This is a genomic window from Thermodesulfobacteriota bacterium, from assembly GCA_026415035.1.
Classification (GTDB): domain Bacteria; phylum Desulfobacterota; class BSN033; order BSN033; family UBA1163; genus RBG-16-49-23.
This window is the reverse complement of record JAOAHX010000038.1, coordinates 1-16,468: the sequence shown is the minus strand read 5'-3', so window position 1 is coordinate 16,468 and position 16,468 is coordinate 1. Positions and strand designations below refer to the sequence as shown.

Annotated in this window: 19 protein-coding genes; 10 read left to right on the top strand and 9 right to left on the bottom strand. The window is 49.8% G+C overall.

The window, feature by feature from the left end:
* The 6 genes from N3G78_14440 to ccsB all read left to right on the top strand — a co-directional run.
* Window positions 1-474 (top strand): ATP-binding protein (locus tag N3G78_14440; GenBank protein MCX8119114.1); only part of this gene is annotated, 474 nt, incomplete at its 5' end.
* Window positions 471-2,018: a sigma 54-interacting transcriptional regulator gene (locus tag N3G78_14435; GenBank protein ID MCX8119113.1), complete on the top strand. Its 1,548-nt coding sequence runs from the start codon at window positions 471-473 to the stop codon at window positions 2,016-2,018. The genes N3G78_14440 and N3G78_14435, both read left to right, overlap by 4 nt.
* 28 nt (window positions 2,019-2,046) lie before the next feature.
* Complete coding sequence (locus N3G78_14430; GenBank protein MCX8119112.1) at window positions 2,047-3,420, top strand: sigma-54 dependent transcriptional regulator; 1,374 nt, start codon at window positions 2,047-2,049, stop codon at window positions 3,418-3,420.
* Between the two features lie 297 nt (window positions 3,421-3,717).
* A complete protein-coding gene (locus N3G78_14425; protein ID MCX8119111.1) occupies window positions 3,718-4,833 on the top strand; it encodes a response regulator in 1,116 nt (371 codons plus the stop codon).
* An 88-nt stretch (window positions 4,834-4,921) separates the two neighbouring features.
* On the top strand, window positions 4,922-5,683 hold the full coding sequence (locus tag N3G78_14420) for a hypothetical protein (protein ID MCX8119110.1): 762 nt from the start codon (window positions 4,922-4,924) through the stop codon (window positions 5,681-5,683).
* A gap of 176 nt (window positions 5,684-5,859) precedes the next feature.
* On the top strand, window positions 5,860-6,666 hold the full coding sequence (gene ccsB / locus N3G78_14415) for a c-type cytochrome biogenesis protein CcsB (protein MCX8119109.1): 807 nt from the start codon (window positions 5,860-5,862) through the stop codon (window positions 6,664-6,666).
* Between the two features lie 61 nt (window positions 6,667-6,727).
* On the opposite strand, the gene N3G78_14410 is transcribed toward ccsB, so the two are convergent.
* The 5 genes from N3G78_14410 to N3G78_14390 are packed head-to-tail and all read right to left on the bottom strand — an operon-like array spanning window position 6,728 to window position 9,755.
* Window positions 6,728-7,153: an amino acid-binding protein gene (locus N3G78_14410; protein ID MCX8119108.1), complete on the bottom strand. Its 426-nt coding sequence runs from the start codon at window positions 7,151-7,153 to the stop codon at window positions 6,728-6,730.
* 20 nt (window positions 7,154-7,173) lie between these two features.
* Window positions 7,174-7,710 (bottom strand): 2-oxoacid:acceptor oxidoreductase family protein, encoded by a 537-nt coding sequence (locus N3G78_14405; GenBank protein MCX8119107.1) that lies wholly within the window; start codon window positions 7,708-7,710, stop codon window positions 7,174-7,176.
* Window positions 7,700-8,458, bottom strand: coding sequence for a thiamine pyrophosphate-dependent enzyme (locus N3G78_14400; protein MCX8119106.1), 759 nt, complete (start codon window positions 8,456-8,458; stop codon window positions 7,700-7,702). Before N3G78_14400 ends, N3G78_14405 begins: the two co-directional genes overlap by 11 nt.
* 12 nt (window positions 8,459-8,470) lie before the next feature.
* Window positions 8,471-9,544, bottom strand: coding sequence for a 3-methyl-2-oxobutanoate dehydrogenase subunit VorB (locus N3G78_14395; protein MCX8119105.1), 1,074 nt, complete (start codon window positions 9,542-9,544; stop codon window positions 8,471-8,473).
* Window positions 9,537-9,755 (bottom strand): 4Fe-4S binding protein, encoded by a 219-nt coding sequence (locus tag N3G78_14390; GenBank protein ID MCX8119104.1) that lies wholly within the window; start codon window positions 9,753-9,755, stop codon window positions 9,537-9,539. Before N3G78_14390 ends, N3G78_14395 begins: the two co-directional genes overlap by 8 nt.
* A gap of 148 nt (window positions 9,756-9,903) precedes the next feature.
* On the opposite strand from N3G78_14390, the gene N3G78_14385 reads away from it, so the two are divergent.
* Together N3G78_14385 and N3G78_14380 are read left to right on the top strand one after the other, a co-directional pair.
* Window positions 9,904-10,812: an ArsA family ATPase gene (locus N3G78_14385; GenBank protein ID MCX8119103.1), complete on the top strand. Its 909-nt coding sequence runs from the start codon at window positions 9,904-9,906 to the stop codon at window positions 10,810-10,812.
* 22 nt (window positions 10,813-10,834) lie between these two features.
* Complete coding sequence (locus tag N3G78_14380) at window positions 10,835-12,031, top strand: pyridoxal phosphate-dependent aminotransferase (GenBank protein ID MCX8119102.1); 1,197 nt, start codon at window positions 10,835-10,837, stop codon at window positions 12,029-12,031.
* Here the strand turns inward: N3G78_14380 and N3G78_14375 are convergent.
* From N3G78_14375 to N3G78_14365, 3 genes are all read right to left on the bottom strand, one after another.
* A complete protein-coding gene (locus N3G78_14375; protein MCX8119101.1) occupies window positions 12,015-12,458 on the bottom strand; it encodes an NUDIX hydrolase in 444 nt (147 codons plus the stop codon). The two genes, N3G78_14380 and N3G78_14375, sit on opposite strands and share 17 nt — an antisense overlap.
* A gap of 47 nt (window positions 12,459-12,505) precedes the next feature.
* Window positions 12,506-13,741, bottom strand: a complete 1,236-nt coding sequence (locus N3G78_14370) for a CinA family nicotinamide mononucleotide deamidase-related protein (GenBank protein MCX8119100.1) — start codon at window positions 13,739-13,741, stop codon at window positions 12,506-12,508.
* Window positions 13,742-13,935: 194 nt separating this feature from the next.
* A complete protein-coding gene (locus N3G78_14365) occupies window positions 13,936-14,283 on the bottom strand; it encodes a PilZ domain-containing protein (GenBank protein ID MCX8119099.1) in 348 nt (115 codons plus the stop codon).
* Between the two features lie 42 nt (window positions 14,284-14,325).
* Between N3G78_14365 and N3G78_14360 the strand changes: the two genes are divergently transcribed.
* Together N3G78_14360 and N3G78_14355 are read left to right on the top strand one after the other, a co-directional pair.
* Window positions 14,326-14,466, top strand: coding sequence for a hypothetical protein (locus tag N3G78_14360; GenBank protein ID MCX8119098.1), 141 nt, complete (start codon window positions 14,326-14,328; stop codon window positions 14,464-14,466).
* A gap of 373 nt (window positions 14,467-14,839) precedes the next feature.
* A complete protein-coding gene (locus N3G78_14355; GenBank protein MCX8119097.1) occupies window positions 14,840-15,178 on the top strand; it encodes a carboxymuconolactone decarboxylase family protein in 339 nt (112 codons plus the stop codon).
* Window positions 15,179-15,198: 20 nt separating this feature from the next.
* Here the strand turns inward: N3G78_14355 and N3G78_14350 are convergent, their stop codons facing one another.
* Window positions 15,199-16,317, bottom strand: coding sequence for a sodium ion-translocating decarboxylase subunit beta (locus tag N3G78_14350; GenBank protein MCX8119096.1), 1,119 nt, complete (start codon window positions 16,315-16,317; stop codon window positions 15,199-15,201).
* Between the last annotated feature and the right edge of the window lie 151 nt (window positions 16,318-16,468).

Below are 16,468 nucleotides of genomic sequence, written 5' to 3'. Positions count from 1 at the left end.
TGTTCCACGGAATGCAAAAAGAAGAATATCCAGATTGAGAAAGAATTTGCCCCTAACCTCCCCCTGGTCAGGGTCGATCGGGAACAGATCAAGCAGGTCTTTTTAAACATCCTGCTCAATGCGATCGAAGCCACCGGGGAGGGAGGGAAAATCACCGTCAGGACCCGCACCTTCACCAAGCCTTCGGGAGACCCCTTTCTCCAAGTCGAAATCAAAGATACGGGGTGCGGGATTCCGGAGGAGCACCTGGAGGAGATTTTTAACCCCTTTTATACGACCAAGCCGACGGGGAGTGGCTTGGGGTTGTCGATCTCCAATCAGATCGTCCAAGATCATCATGGATATATCCATGTGGAAAGTCAGCCGGGAAAAGGAAGTTCCTTCTATGTCAATTTGCCCGTAAATTCCGATCATCCGAAGAGAAGGAAAAGCGACCAGAGCACTCAACCGATCACTTTCTTTGAGCCCCGATGAATTATCATGATCTGATCCGCTCTCCCATTCTTCCACCGGACGTCGCCAAACGGGTCGAAAAATGCGCCCGGACGCAGACCCCTGTCCTCATTCTCGGGGAGCAAGGAACGGGCAAGGAACTGATTGCCAAGATCCTTCACCATGCGGGGGGAACAGAGGCCCATCTCTTTTACCGAATCGACTGCCGCCTCCTCAAAAAAGAGGACCTCCTGGCCCACCTCCTTCCTTTCTTGGAGAAGACCCATTTCGGAAGGATACCTGCTACTCTCTATATCGAGGAGGTCGGACACCTCCACCCGAGGGATCAGCTCAAACTCCTTGAACTGATCGAGGATGGGGTAATTCACAATGGAGCCGAAAAAAAGACCGTTCAAAATATTCGCATCCTTTCTTCCTCATCGGAAAACCTGGAGGAGAAGGTGGACCGGGGTGATTTTTCTGAGGACCTTCTCCTGAAGCTCAAAACGATTTCCATCTACCTCCCTCCCTTAAGGGAGCGGAAAGGGGAGATTGGCGCCATCGCCCAATATCTCCTCCACATGCACATTAAAGAGAAGAAAATCCGGAGCATCGGGATTTCCAAAGAAGTCTTAAGGGTCCTCGAAAATTATTGGTGGCCAGGAAACCTTAGAGAAATGGAGCATGTGCTGATCCGGGGGGCCATCCTCTCTGAGGGAGAAGAGATAACCGAAAGGGACCTTTCTCTCGAACCCGAGCTCGGTCTGCCCCCTTTTCCCGCCTTTCTCAAAAAGACGGGTTCGGCGAAAAACGGAGGGGTGAAGGACAGGACGTCCAATGGCCTCCAGATCTGGGATAATTCCCTCTTTTTCCTTGAACTGGTCCACCGGATTAAAAATCCTCTGGTTTCCATCAAGACCTTCACCCAACTGTTGAGAGATAAATTTCAGGACCCGGAATTCCGGAACACCTTCTATCGAATTGTCACCGAAGACATCGAAAAGATCGATGCCGTTCTCTCGGGATTGCTGAACTACATCCGAATCAACCATCCCATCGAGAAGAAGGATACGGTTCACGCCCTCCTCGAGGAAATTCTAAAAAAGCATCAAGCGACTTTTGAAAGCAGGGGGATCAAACTTTTCAAAAAATTCGAAGAAGGTCTTCCGGAAACCATTCTCCACGAGGAACAGTTGCGATATATTCTGACCTCTCTGATCCAGTATGCCCTTCCTTCGATTCCGAAAAGCGGAACCCTGGGGGTATTAACCAAATCCCTAAGAGATGGGGAGGACGACGGAAAGGGATCTCCTTCCCTCCCAGGAGAAAGGCGATATATTGAAATTCTTGTGGTCTTCACCGGGTATAAAAAGCCTGGGGAACCCTTGGGGAGCCTCTTGGGGTTACCTGCCAAGCAGGTTGAAGAGCTGGCGGATATGGAAATTCGCCTCGTCAAAGAGATGGTCGAACGGAACCGGGGCAGGATGATCATCGAGGCGAACCCGAAAAAGTTGCGGACCTACATTTCCCTGAAACTTCCCGTTGAAAGGCGCAGGGTGATTACCTATCAACTCCCCAATTCCTGAAAGAATCTGAAAAGGTGGGCGGGAGGAAATGATGAGGAGTGTTCTGGTTGTCGATGATGAAGTCGGAGCCCGAGAGTCGCTAAGGATGATCCTGAGGGGGGAATATCAGGTCTTTCTGGCTAAAAACGCAGAAGAGGCCTTTCAACAGATCGAAGCTCATTTCCCCGATGTCATCCTCCTCGACATCCTTCTCCCGGATATGGATGGGTTGAGGGTTCTGGAGAGGATCCGAAAGAATTTTCCCGAGCAGATAGTTATCATGATCACGGCAACGAAAACGGTTAAGACAGCCGTGGAGGCGATGAAGCTCGGGGCCTATGACTATATCACCAAACCCTTTGACGTCGATGAGCTTCGATTGACCGTCAACCGAGCCCTCTCCACCAAAGCCCTCAAGGAGGAGAACCAACGCTTATGGATCGAAGTGGATCGAAATTTCGGATTTGAGAATATTGTGGGGAAGAGTAAAGAGATGAGGGAAATTTTCAAAATGGTGAAGCAGGTTGCCAATAGCCGGGCCACCGTGCTCATCATGGGAGAAAGCGGCACAGGGAAGGAACTCATCGCCCGAGCCATACATTACCATAGCCCCAGAAGAAACCATCCTTTCATTCCCATTAACTGTGCAGCCATCCCCGAGACCCTTATCGAAAGCGAGCTGTTTGGTCACGAAAAAGGGGCCTTTACCCATGCGATCGAAAGAAAACTGGGACGGGTCGAGGCTGCCCATGAAGGGACCCTTTTTCTGGACGAAATTGGCGAATTGAGCTTATCCACCCAAGCCAAAATCCTTCGTTTTCTCGAGGAGAGGGAATTTCTTCGGGTTGGAGGGTCCAAGACGATCAAAGTCGATGTGAGGCTTATTACAGCCACCAATAAGGACCTTCCTCAACTGGTCAAAAAAGGACTCTTCCGGGAAGACCTCTATTATCGAATCAATGTGGTGCCGATCCTTCTCCCTCCATTGAGAGAGCGGAAAGAGGATATTCCTCTATTGGTCCATCACTTCATTAAAAAGTTTAGCCAAGAGAACCAAAAGGAACTGAAGGGGATTAGCAAAGAAGCGCTGGGATTGCTCATGAATTATGATTGGCCGGGGAATATTCGGGAATTGGAGAACCTGATCGAACGTGTGGTAACCCTCACCCAAAATGAATCCATCCAGGCCGACGAACTGCCCCTTCCCATCACCCATCAATCCAAAGCCAATGGGCTCAAGGAATCGGTCCTGAGCGGCCAGCTTTCCTTTTCGGAAGCCGAGGAAGAGTTCGAGAGAGAGATCATCCTCGATGCCCTGAGAAGGGCCAATTTTGTGCAATCCCATGCCGCAAACCTTCTGGGAATCAGCCGGCGGATATTAAAGTATAAAATGGACAAACTGGGGATCCAGCAACCCAAATAAGGTGAAGATTTAAGAAAGAAGTTCTCTTCCATGGGGTCCTTCCGTTCACTTCTCCCTCATCTCTCCACCGATTCAAAAAAATGACTGTTCCGTTCATTTTTGAACATTCCAAAAGGCCTTCACCCTTCATCCCCATTTCCTCCCTTTTCTGAAGCCTAATCATTCTATTTAAATATCAATAAATTATCGAACAACCCGAATAGGGGATCCCCTCCTGATATGGCAAAAAATTTGCTTATACCATTTTTATTAAACCTTATTAAACGGAGAAAGGAAAGCATGGGGCCCCAAAAAGATATGGCCAATATCCTAATCGTGGATGATGAGATAGGTCCGAGGGAATCCTTGAGGATGATTCTTAAACCCCATTACAACATCTTCACCGCGGAGAATGGTCTTGCCGCTCTCCAGATTCTTAAACAGCATGAAATCGATGTGGTTACCTTAGATTTAAGAATGCCGGGGATGTCCGGTATTGAAACGCTGAAAGAGATCCGGGCGATCGATCCCGATGTGATGGTCATTATCATCACAGGTTACGGGACATTGAATAGCGCCATCGAAGCGATCCGGTATGGAGTTTTCGATTATATTCCCAAACCTTTCAATGTCCCCGAGATTATTTGTATCATCGAGAAATCGGTCCAGAGAAGACGCTTGAACCGGAAGGTAAAAGAGATGGTGCGCCTGCGGTGTGGAGATGACATGGGGATCGACCAAAATTCGATAGGTTCTTTCCCATCCTTTCACAAAATCGAGGGACTTTCCGAATTTGGACCGAATCAAGAAAGCCCTCAGGAATACCAGAATTGTCTCGAATTTTCTAAAGTCCTGGCTTCTACGCTGGAAGAAAAAGATCCCTATACTTCGGGTCATTCCGAACGGGTTTGTTATTATGCGGATTTTATCTCGAAAAAACTGTCCCTCAACCCAAAAGATCGCCAGGAAATCCGGATCGCCTCCTACCTACACGATATCGGAAAGATTGGCATCAGTAACCGTTTCATTAATAAAAAAGGGACCCTTTCCACGACGGAATGGACCATCATTAAACAACATACGAAAAAATCTCTCGAACTCCTCATTCCCCTCAACCTCTCTTCCACTATCCTCTCCTACATCCACCACCACCATGAACGATATGACGGGACGGGATATCCCGAGGGCCTCGCAGGAGAGAATATTCCCTTAGGAGCCCGGATCATCGCCATCGCAGATGCCTATGACAGTATGACCTCTGAGCGACCTTATCGAAAACCCCTCTCTGGCCATGAAGCAAAGATGGAGCTTTCGAAAAATGCCGGAACCCAATTCGATCCCCAATTGGTCACGATGTTTCTGGAGATCCTTAGAGAGATGGAGGCCGTTTTCACGGTCCATGATCCTCTCCGGCCCCCTACTCTCTCGGTTTAAAAATGAGACCTTTTCCCCCGTGAGATTGTGCCCCCCCTTGTCCCCATGAATATCAGGGGACAAGGGTTTCCCGAAGGAGCGAACCGTTATGAATCAACTCATTCGATGCATCCCCTGTAACAAACTATTTTTCAAAACCCCTTTTGACCAGTGCCCCGAATATGAATTACCCTTGGACCCTCCTTCGGGACCCCTTCGAGAGATCGGCCATGATGATTTTCAAGATTTCCTCAAAGAGCATCGGGGCCATGCCCTTGAAACCCTGGAGATCATCTCGGATTCCTTCGTGAGCGACCGACCCTATTTCGAACCGGTGAAAGTCTCCTATTTCAAGGCCACAAACGGAAAGGATCGTTTCGTCATCAAACGTTATAGAGAGAGGATCGATGAACCCCTCACCTATCAACTGATCCAAGGGGACTATTCTCTCCAATTGAATCGAATCGAGATCCAGGAGGAGGAAATCCGAAAGCAGCTTGACTGGGAATTGGGGCCTTCCCTCATCCAGGAAACCCAACGGGAGGCTTTCATCGAACTTTATCGTCATATTTTGAAAACGATGGAGATCCATCGGTTGGAGAGGGCCGCCGAAGAATCCCTTCATCCTCTCGAGGTCTTCTATAAGATGGATGAGGTGAGTCTCTTCTATTTGCTCAGGAATTGCCGAAATATCTTCAAGGGCGAAAGCTATCGGGCGATCGAATCCTTTATCGAGCGTCACAAAGAGGATGGCGTTCTTTTGCTAAAGGCTTCTTACCAGATCCAATTGATGGAACACCCGCAGTCTCAAGCAGAGGGTCTCGCTCCCGGGATGGCCATTGAAGAAAAGCGGGCCCTCGAAAAAAAATAGCTTCCCTCCATTTCTCCCCCACCGAATTGACCCCAGAATTGACAGGGGAACAGAAGTCTGTTAATTTTAAAAGGGTTTTCCTCATCTGCCGGAGATAAGGATCCCGCAAAGCCCAACTCAGGTGGAGCAAAGCGATGGAGAACATTCCCAGGAGTCACCTCCTTTTCAACCTTTCGATGGTGCTCTACTTTTTTAGTTTTCTGGGATATCTTCTTCTGGCTACGACAAGGAGGCCAAAAATCGGAATCCTTTCGACCTCGCTTCTTTTGGTTGGGCTCGCTATCCATACCCTGGGTTTGGTCTTTCGCTGGGGTGAAACCCACCAGACAGGTTATGGGTATGTCCCGTTATCGAATATGTATGAATCTCTCATCTTTTTCTCCTGGACAATTGTCCTGATCTACCTCATCCTCGAATTCCTATACCGACAAAAGATCATCGGGGTTTTCATTACTCCTCTCGCCTTTCTTACCATTGCCGCAACCTCCCTCATCCCGAGCATCTCCCCCAGGATCACCCCCTTAATGCCCGCCCTCCAGAGCAATTGGCTGACCGTTCACGTGACAACCTGTTTCTTCGGTTACGCCGCCTTTGCTGTCTCTTTCGGGGTTAGCCTTCTCTACCTGATTCGGGACCGGAAAGATCTACGGGGAGAAAACCAACCGACCTGGTTACCTTCCCTATCGGTTCTGGACGAAATTAATTATAAAGCGATCGTGATCGGGTTCCCCATGTTGAGCCTCGGGATCATCACCGGCGCGGCTTGGGCGAATTATGCCTGGGGTAGCTACTGGAGCTGGGATCCTAAAGAAACCTGGTCCCTGATCACCTGGTTTATTTATGCGGCTTTTCTCCATGCCCGAATCACAAGGGACTGGCGGGGAAGAAAATCGGCAGTCTTATCTATCGTGGGATTTGCGGCCGTTCTCTTCACCTATTTCGGGGTGAATTACTTGCTCTCGGGATTGCATAGCTATGTTTGAGGGATCGGCGGGTTTTCGAGTAAGGCGGAGATTCACCGGAGATCTGGAAGAAACTGGGGATTTAGAATTTGTATAATTCCTCGTCGTACATATGAACCCAATTCTTCTTCAGAACCTGAATCGCTTCCTCCATCTTGTCAACTCCCATGATCAAAACGGTCTTCTCCCCTCTTCCCAAGCACGTGTAGAGATAATTGACGTTGATCGAAACCTCTTTTAAGGGTTTCAGGACTGCGTTGAGCCCTCCTGGATGGTTGGGGGCTTCTACGGCGAGGACTTCCGTGACTTTAAACGCATAGCCATGGGATTTTAAAACATTGGCGGCTTTTTCAGGGTCGCTCGCCACGAAACGGATGGCGCTGACGTCGGAGGCATCGACCACGCTAATAGCGATGATATTGATCCCGTTTTCACCCAGGTATTCGCTCATTTCAGAGAGTTTTCCAGGAACATTCTCAAGGCTGACCGAAATCTGTTTGACCGGCATCTCTCCCCTGTTCTCCTTTACTATTCGAAATAACGGTATCCCATCATCAGAGCCGATTCGTTAAGTTTGAGAATCGATGGGTTTCTGGATCCGAAGGTCTCCTTCAGGGCCCGCATCATGTTTTCGAGTGAAACGAGACCTGTTTTCTTAATGAGGGCCCCTAACATGATAATGTTCAATGCTTTTTCATTCTTCAACTGTCTGGCCAGTTCGTTTAGGGGGACCTCGAAGATTTCGATATCCCCGCGAATGGGTTTGGTCTCGATCAGGCTTGAATTCAAAAAGACCATCCCTCCGGATTGGATTTGATTCTGGAACCGGACCAGAGAGGGTTGATTCATGAACACGGCGATATCCGGCTCGGAGGCCACCGGGGAGGCGATCTCTTCCGTAGAAAGGACTACCGTGCAGTTGGCCGTGCCTCCCCTCACTTCTGCCCCATAGGAAGGGAGACAGGTGACGTTCTTTTCGTCGTACATCCCGGCCATGGCGAAGAGATACCCCATCATGATGACGCCCTGACCGCCAAAACCCGAAAAGATCATCTTAACGAGCATCTTTCTTTTCTCCGGTGATGTCTTTGATGACCCCAAGGGGGAAATGTTTCATCATCACATCCTCCATCCATTTGACGGCCTGCAGGGGCGTCATCTTCCAGTTCGTTGGGCAAGCGGCAAGGACCTCGACCAGAGAAAATCCCAAACCCTCCATCTGGACCCGAAAGGCCTTCGCGATGGCCCTCTTCGTCTTCAAGATATTGGAGGGGGTGTTCACCGCCGTCCTTTCGATATAGGCGCTTCCTTGGGCCAAGGCCAACATCTCGCTCAAATGGATAGGGAAGCCATCTCGGTTATGAATCCTCCCCTTCTGGGAGGTCGTCGTGGTCTGGCCGATCAGGGTGGTCGGGGCCATCTGGCCTCCCGTCATGCCATAGACCCCGTTGTTAACAAAGATCGTCGTGAATTTTTCTCCCCGTGCCGCGGCGTGAATGGCTTCGGCCGTTCCGATCGCAGCCATATCGCCATCCCCCTGATAGGTGAAGATGATCCGGTCGGGCAAAGCCCTTTTCAGCCCTGTCGCCACGGCAGCCGCTCTCCCATGAGAGGCCTCTCCCATGTCGACGTCGAAATAGTGATAAGCCAAAACGGCACATCCCGCTGGAGGAACCCCAACGGTTTTATCCTGGATGTCCATTTCGTCAATCACTTCCCCGATGAGACGATGGATGATGCTATGTCCACATCCAGGACAATAATGGAAGTAGGCCGGCTTAATCGATTTGGGTCGGCTAAAAACCTTCTTCATAGATTTCCGATTTTACGATCCCAATCGTTTTTGATAATACTGACTCGAGATGACTCTTGACACTTCGAGAGGGGTTGGAATCACGCCACCAGGGCGGCCGTAAAAATGGACCTCTCCAGCCCCCTCAAGGGCAATTCTCACATCCTCAACCATCTGACCCATATTCATCTCAAAAACAAAGAAATATTTTATCTTTTTCGAAAGTTCTCGAAGGATGCCTACCGGAAATGGCCAAAGGGAGATGGGCCTGAGCAGGCCGACTTTCATCCCTTCTTCCCGGAGTCGCTTGATCGCTCCCTTGGCGATCCTCGCCGCGATTCCGAAGGCCACCACGATCATCCTCGCGTCGTCGGTAAAGAATGTTTCCCACCTCACCTCCTGTTTGGAGATGGTTTCGTATTTCCTCATCAGTTTCCAATTGTGTTCTTCTTCTTTAAGAGGGTCGAGGATCAGGGATCGTATAAAGCGACTGGGTCTTCCTTTGGCACCGGTGATGGTCCAGTCTTTCGCCGGAAGCTTTTTGGGGTGGATTTCTGAAGGGAGTTCCACAGGTTCCATCATCTGACCCAGCATGCCATCTCCCAAGATGATGACCGGGATTCGATATTTGTCCGCCAGATCGAAGGCTTCGTAAGTCAAGTTGGCCAGCTCCTGGCAGGAATTGGGAGCAAGCACAATGGTTCGATAGTCGCCGTGCCCGCCTCCCCGTGTCGCTTGGAAATAGTCCGATTGGGCGGGGGCGATATTGCCCAGCCCAGGACCTCCCCGGGTCATGTTGACAATCACCGCCGGAAGCTCAAGGGCACACAAGAAAGATATCCCTTCCTGTTTAAGGCTGATGCCAGGCCCTGAAGAGGAGGTCATCACCCTCCCCCCTGCCATACTGGCTCCAATGACCATATGGATCGACGCAATTTCGCTCTCAGCCTGGACGAAGACCCCTCCTTCTATGGCTCCAAGCCTTTCAGACATGTATTCCGGAATTTCGTTCTGGGGGGTGATGGGGTAGCCAAAGTAGAAACGGCAGCCTGCACGGACTGCCGCTTCAGCAACCACATGATTCCCACGCATCAGGACCTTAGGCACGGTAAACCTCTATGGCAATTTCGGGGCAAACAATAGCACACAGGCCACATCCGGTACATTTCTTTCCTTCTTTTTTTATATTTTTTTCAATGAATTGCGCAAAATAATACCCTTTCTGGTTGAGCCGGTCAGAGGTTTCGATCAACTGATGAGGGCAGACCGAAATGCAAAGTTTGCAGTCCTTGCATAATTCCGGATCGATTTCGATCATCCCCGATGGCACGGCACCCCCTCCATGAAATCTCTTGACCAGTGTTAACCATTATTATAAAATGCAAAATCAACAAAATCAAAAGACCCGGAGTCCGAGAATGGAATCAACTTTAGCCCGCCTTTCCCGAGAATCCAAGAGGTTAATCATGATCGGGGGGAAAGGTGGGGTTGGAAAATCCACCTGTGCGGCGTCCATCGCCCTTCATTTTTCCCACCAGGGCAAAAAGACGCTGATCATCTCGAGCGATCCGAGTCCCTCCCTTTCTGACATTTTCGAGATGGAGATCGGCGATCAGGAAAGGGCCATTGCGAAGGCAGACCATCTTTATGGGATTGAGATCAGTTCCGAAGTAGTCTTAAAAAGATGGAAGGAGCGTTTTGGTCCCGAAATTTATGAAGTGGTTTCCTCCTTTGCCTCGGTAGACTACGATTTCGTGGATTACATCGGGGGAGCACCGGGGATTGAAGAGGAATATATGTTAAATTATATTCTCGAGCTCGTGGAGAGCGATCAATATGACTTGGTGGTCTGGGATACCGCACCCGCAGGCCATACGCTGAGGCTATTACACCTTCCTCAGATTTTTTTGAAACATCTTGAGGCTGCAACAAAATTCTATATGAATTTATATAGTTACTTTGAAAAGTTAAAGGAAAGTGTTAAGTTAAAAAGGGGCAAGCGGACCTTGTTGGAAATCATCAGCGGATGGGAGCATTTGGCCGAGAAGGTCGTCAGTTTCATCCGGGACACCCAGAAAACCGAGTTCATCATCGTGACCATCCCAGAGGCCCTCGGGGTGAAGCAAACCGAGAGAATTCTACGAGATTTTGATGAGTACCAGCTCAAGGTAAATCATCTGATCGTCAATTATGTGATTCAAGAAGCAGATTGTGAATTCCATAAAGTCAGGAAGGAAATGCAGCAACATTACATCCAAAGCCTAAAAAATCAGTACGCTCCCCGGATTCAATTGATCGAGATTCCCCTCCTCCCCTATGAGATCAAAGGGGTCGAACGGATCAAGCGAATTTCGGATCTCCTGTTTGGTTCATGAATCCATCTCCGGAGGTATCCCAATGTCTGTCCTGTCTAATCGCGCAAGACGTTTAAAACCCTCCCCTACCCTCGCCATCAATGCGAAGGCGAAATCGATGCAGGCCCAGGGCATTCACGTCATCAGCTTTGGTGCCGGTGAACCCGACTTCGATACCCCCCTGCATATCAAGGCCGCGGCGATCAAGGCGATCGAAGAGGGTTTCACAAAGTACACTCCGGTCGGCGGGATCGATGAACTGAAGGATGCCATCATCAACAAATTCAAAAGGGATAACGGGCTCTCTTATAAGCGGTCCGAGATCCTCGTCTCCTGTGGGGGGAAGCATTCCTTTTACAATCTGGCCCAGGCCCTTTTCGACGAGGGGGACGAGGTGATCGTCCCTGCTCCTTACTGGGTCTCTTATCCTCCAATGGTCGAATTAGCAGGGGCCACCCCGGTGATCGTGGAGACCCGAGAGGAGGACGGTTTTAAATTGACCGTAGAGGCCCTGAAGAAAACCCTGAGCCCGCGGACGAAGGCCCTCATCCTCAACAGCCCATCCAATCCTACCGGAGGGGCCTACACGAGGGAGGACCTCGAAAAGATCGCGGAGGTCGCCCTGTCGCACCCCTTCTTCGTGATCTCGGACGAGATCTACGAGAAGATCGTCTATGACGGGTTCAAATTTGTGAGCATCGCCTCCCTTGGAGAAGAGATCAAAAAGAAGACGATCATCGTCCACGGGGTTGCTAAAACTTATGCCATGACGGGCTGGAGGATCGGCTATGCCGCTGGCCCTGAAGAGATCATCTCTGCGATGAGCAACATCCAGAGTCAGAGCACCTCCAATCCGACTTCCATCTCGCAAAAGGCATCGGTGGAGGCGTTGATAGGCCCGCAAGATGAGGTTCAAAAGATGGTCGCCGCCTTTGAGGAGAGGCGGAACTACATCGTGGATCGTCTAAACCAACTTCCTGGGGTTTCCTGTTTTAAACCCATCGGGGCCTTCTATGTCTTTCCGAACTTCTCCTTTTATTATGGGAAGTCTTACCACGATAAGAGGATATCCAATTCTACCGATCTGGCCGATTACTTCCTTGAAGTCGCAAGGGTTGCGGTGGTTCCCGGTGTCGAATTCGGGGCGGATCCCTTTGAACGTCTTTCTTTTGCGACCTCCATGGAGGAGATACGGGAAGGGTTAAACCGCATTGAGGAAGCCCTTAAGATGCTTGGTTAAAATAATCTTCGAGAATCAATCGATGATCGAAGGCCATCTCTTTAGGAAGGTTCGATCTATCAAAAATCCCAACTTCGGTCGCGTCATCTTTGGCCTGAGGTTTTCCTTTAGCTTTGGCTATATAAACCGTTGAAATACTATGGTGTCTTGGATCTCGATTCGGGTCTGAATAGGTGTGAAGTTGTCTCTTAAGTTCGACCTCTAAATTGGTTTCCTCTTTGGCCTCCCGCCGCGCCGCTGCCTCGAGCGATTCTCCGTAATCTACGAATCCTCCGGGAAGGGCCCATCCGTAAGGCGGGTTTCTTCTCCGAATCAAAACGATTCCCCCTCCCTCCATCTCGATGATAATATCGACGGTGGGAAGGGGATTCCGGTATTGCTCGGTTTCGTAGCCGCAATTTGGACACCGAATTCGTTGCTTCCCCATGTTCTCCCTCCTCCCCTCTTTTCCAAGATCACGACGGAGAGAAAGGCTTAACTCGATTGGCGCAGATACTTCCTCAAGAGATCGAGGGCCAGGATTGTCGCTCTTTCTTGAACCATATAGCTTTCCCCCCCGATCGTATAGGTCTGTTTCGATCCCTCCTCCGCAGAGGCAATGGCATAATGGGTTTCCCAAAGGGATTCTCCCCCACCCTGATCCTTTAAGACCTTTCCGATCACGACCAGGCCTAAATGGCTGTTGGCCTCATTTTTTGCCCATAGGGCGAGTCTTTCGGCGAGGGCCGGTGGATCCGACGGGATGACCGCTCCTCCAAGCCACCGTTTTGAGAGATCGGGGATTTTGTCCATGTGCGGGATGACCGTCCCCTGGAGAAAAGAGGATGTTCCTGTGGAGGCTAATTTTTGGGAGAGAAGGCCACCCGTGAACCCTTCGAAAGTGGCGAGTGTCAGCCCACGTCTCTCTAATTCTCTCGCCACGACCCCCTGAAGGGTCTCCTCATCGGTGCCATAGATTAAAATGCCAAGACGCTTCCGAATCTCTTGCTCCGTTTTTGAGATGAGGCTTTCTGCCTCTTCGGGGTTGTTGGCTCTGGCCGTAATTCGGATTTTGATGTCCCCCACCGAGGCTAAGGTGCCGACCGATGGGTTTCTTCCCTGTTCCATTAGATCGTTGATCTGAAGGGCGATCCCGCTTTCCCCGAGGCCACAGGCGCGAAGGACCCGATAGCGGATGATCTCCCTCCCCAACCCAAAACGCTTCCTCACATAAGGAAGGATGGCATGCTCCATTAAAAATTCCATCTCCAAAGGTACGCCTGGAATCGAGACAAAGGCTCCGTTCGGATACTCGACGATGAATCCAGGCGCTGTTCCTTTGGGGTTCTCAATCGGAATGCTACCTTCGGGGATATAGGCCTGCTTCCGATTATTCTCAGGCATCTTAAATCCCCTCCGTTTGAAGACGTCTTCAATTTGGGTCATCAGATGAGGTTGGAATTGGAGAGGTCGTTTGAAAACCATCGAGGCCGCCTCGCGGGTTAGATCATCCTCTGTGGGACCGAGGCCGCCGGTGGAGATGACGAGATTGGAACTTTCAACCGAACTCTGGATGGCCCTGACAATATGGGAGAGTTGGTCTCCAACCGCCGAAGCTTTGACGACCTCGATACCCGACTCCGCCAGCTTTTTGGCGATCCAGGGGGTGTTGGTGTCCAATATTTGACCCAATAGAAGTTCTGAACCAATGGCGATAATTTCCGCTTTCATAGGAGGTGATATGTCCACAGGATAGTTTAACACCTTTTATTTGGTTTGGTAAAGATAAAACTTGGAGCCCACGAGTCAAAAACTTATCGAGAGGGGATGGTGGAAGTGAAAATTGGAAGGTGGGGATTGGGGTTATGAAAAAATTACATAGGGTGACATTGAATGCTCAGTTATGGTTCGGAGATCGGTTTTGATTAGAACAAATTTAAAAAATTCTCAAGAAAATGCCTCCCTTTTTGATCGAGCTCTCCGAACTTCACCCCTGCCACACGTTCCCTCTCGGAGGCCCAGATGATCTCTCCTTTTCCTTTCAGCTTGAAAAAGTCTTCGCTCGTTTCGAAATAGATCTCCCTCCCAGCCTTAAAAATATCCTCTTCTATCAAGGGGTTATCCGCTTTTAATTTAAACCCCCCCCTGGAGATGTTCTGGACCCATCCAAATAGGTAGGGGGCTGTAGGTGAAGTCCGGAAAGAAACCTTTGTTTCGAGGTTGATTCTCGGGCTCTCCCGCCTCTCTCTCAGTTCGACATTAAATAAATCCATCTGGGGCTCCCTCTCATTTTTTTAAATAGGAAAGCAATAATGATGCCAAAAATTCTGCCTGCAAAATACAAAACCTCGAAAAAGATTCAAGGGTCAACTAAAAAATACCCTCATAGGTTTAAAAAAGTTTGGAACCCGAAGACCACCGAAGGTAAAAACAAAAAACCAAGGGAGGTTGCCTGAGAAGATATAGCAAATCGCCATCTTATTAAGGGGAAAGATGTTAAAAACGTAGAATGAAACCCATCGGGGCTTCGAGGGGTCTTCGGTGGGGTTAGAGATGTGGGTGGTTCATGTCCAGGGTGGAGAAGAAAAACCATGGGAGGGAGGAGATTAAAGGGTGATGAAGGTTCAAAGAAGTGGATGGGGCGTGATGAAACCACTGGACTGGATCATTTTGGAGATTTAATTCAAGGGGGGAAAGACCAAAGAGCAGGAAAAAGGATGAGGGGGATTGAATCGAGTTCGGGATCTGAATAAAATTCTTGCAATAGCCCGCCGGATAAGATAATCTTTCGTCCTGTAAGCCAATCAAAGAGAAAGGAGGAATTCTGGTATGGATTATCTTCCTATTTCTTACGAACGATTTAAGAAGGAATTTCCAGAGATCGAGAAGGGATTTGAGAACCTTGCAAGCCAATGCCACGCGGCCGGTCCGCTCGACGAGAAAACGCGGAGGTTGGTCAAGTTGGGCATCGCCATCGGCATGGGCTCACAAGGGGCCATCAAGTCCCATACCCGAAGGGCTATCCACATGGGGATCTCCCCGGAAGAAATTCGCCATGTGGTCCTTTTAAGTTTGACCACGATCGGGTTTCCGAAGATGATCTCCGCCCTAAACAATGTCCTCGAGGCTTTTGAAGAGGGACCGACCAAACACTTCAGCGGAGACTGATGGGGTCTTAGCATTGTCTTTCATTTTAACATCGTGAGAAACATTCCTGCAGCGGTCGCCGTCCCGATCACTCCTGCGATGTTGGGCCCCATGGCATGCATCAACAGAAAATTTTTGGGATCCTCTTCCTGGCCTATCTTCTGAGCGACCCTTGCGGCCATGGGCACGGCGGAGACCCCCGCAGAACCGATAAGGGGATTGATTTTCTCTTTGAGAAAGAGGTTCATGAGCTTTGCAAAGAGGATCCCCCCGGCCGTGCTGAAGGCAAAGGCGACCAAGCCCAAGAAAAAGATGAAGATGGGTTGGGGTTTCAAAAAATGATCGGCCACCATCGTGGAGCCCACCGCAATTCCTAAAAAGATCGTCACGATATTGAGGAGTTCATTCTGAGACGTCTTGAGCAATCGCTCCACCACCCTCGATTCCCGGAACAGGTTTCCGAGAAAGAACATCACCATGAGAGGGGCCGCATCCGGGACCATCAACAGAATGATCATCAAACCGATGATCGGAAAGAGGATCCTCTCCGCTTTGGAGACAGGCCGTAACTGTTTCATTCGGATCTTCCTTTCGCTCCGAGTCGTCAGGAGTTTCATGATCGGCGGTTGGATCAAGGGAACCATGGCCATATACGAATAGGCGGCAATGGCATTGGCACCGATCAGATGGGGGGCGAGCTTGGTGGTGAGGTAGATACAGGTAGGACCGTCGGCGCCCCCGATGATCCCGATTGTGGCTGCCTCCTTTAGGTCGAATCCAAAGAGGAGGGCTCCAAAAAAGGCCATGTAGACCCCGAACTGTGCCGCCGCTCCTAAAAGAAGGGTTTTGGGGTTGGCGATCATCGGACCGAAATCGGTCAATGCGCCGATGCCGAGAAAGATCACACAAGGGATGATATCCCATTCGAGCCCGTAGTGATAGAAGATCTGAATCAATTCACCTTGCCCCAAGAGAGGGGTGAGCGGAAAGTTGACGGCAAAAATACTGAAACCGATCGGCAGCAGGAGAAGGGGCTCAAAATCCTTTCGGATCGCCAAATAGATAAAGAGGCCGCCGATCAGCCACATGATGACGTGCCCTAAGGTGAGATGGAAAAAACCTGTTTTTAGGAGAATCGTTGAGATGGAGATGTCGATCATGTCCCCCCTCGTTTAAAGAACATTTTTACCGCAAAGGCACTCAGATTGATTGCCAGCATCAAGAGGAAAAGCCCGCAGAAAACCCCTGCAAAACCGTATATAAAAACCTTTAAAGCCGCTACCCAGGTCTCCATTGCAATATCCCCGAATA

Bases quoted from the DNA above. Each gene is read 5' to 3' on its own strand.
- N3G78_14390 (MCX8119104.1), bottom strand. From the start codon at position 9,755: ATGATCGAAATCGATCCGGAATTATGCAAGGACTGCAAACTTTGCATT.
- N3G78_14355 (MCX8119097.1), top strand. From the start codon at position 14,840: ATGGATTATCTTCCTATTTCTTACGAACGATTTAAGAAGGAATTTCCA.
- N3G78_14365 (MCX8119099.1), bottom strand. From the start codon at position 14,283: ATGGATTTATTTAATGTCGAACTGAGAGAGAGGCGGGAGAGCCCGAGA.
- N3G78_14425 (MCX8119111.1), top strand. From the start codon at position 3,718: ATGGCCAATATCCTAATCGTGGATGATGAGATAGGTCCGAGGGAATCC.
- N3G78_14375 (MCX8119101.1), bottom strand. From the start codon at position 12,458: ATGGGGAAGCAACGAATTCGGTGTCCAAATTGCGGCTACGAAACCGAG.
- ccsB (MCX8119109.1), top strand. From the start codon at position 5,860: ATGGTGCTCTACTTTTTTAGTTTTCTGGGATATCTTCTTCTGGCTACG.
- N3G78_14420 (MCX8119110.1), top strand. From the start codon at position 4,922: ATGAATCAACTCATTCGATGCATCCCCTGTAACAAACTATTTTTCAAA.
- N3G78_14385 (MCX8119103.1), top strand. From the start codon at position 9,904: ATGATCGGGGGGAAAGGTGGGGTTGGAAAATCCACCTGTGCGGCGTCC.
- N3G78_14410 (MCX8119108.1), bottom strand. From the start codon at position 7,153: ATGCCGGTCAAACAGATTTCGGTCAGCCTTGAGAATGTTCCTGGAAAA.
- N3G78_14380 (MCX8119102.1), top strand. From the start codon at position 10,835: ATGTCTGTCCTGTCTAATCGCGCAAGACGTTTAAAACCCTCCCCTACC.
- N3G78_14400 (MCX8119106.1), bottom strand. From the start codon at position 8,458: ATGAAGAAGGTTTTTAGCCGACCCAAATCGATTAAGCCGGCCTACTTC.
- N3G78_14435 (MCX8119113.1), top strand. From the start codon at position 471: ATGAATTATCATGATCTGATCCGCTCTCCCATTCTTCCACCGGACGTC.
- N3G78_14405 (MCX8119107.1), bottom strand. From the start codon at position 7,710: ATGCTCGTTAAGATGATCTTTTCGGGTTTTGGCGGTCAGGGCGTCATC.
- N3G78_14370 (MCX8119100.1), bottom strand. From the start codon at position 13,741: ATGAAAGCGGAAATTATCGCCATTGGTTCAGAACTTCTATTGGGTCAA.
- N3G78_14430 (MCX8119112.1), top strand. From the start codon at position 2,047: ATGATGAGGAGTGTTCTGGTTGTCGATGATGAAGTCGGAGCCCGAGAG.
- N3G78_14360 (MCX8119098.1), top strand. From the start codon at position 14,326: ATGCCAAAAATTCTGCCTGCAAAATACAAAACCTCGAAAAAGATTCAA.
- N3G78_14350 (MCX8119096.1), bottom strand. From the start codon at position 16,317: ATGATCGACATCTCCATCTCAACGATTCTCCTAAAAACAGGTTTTTTC.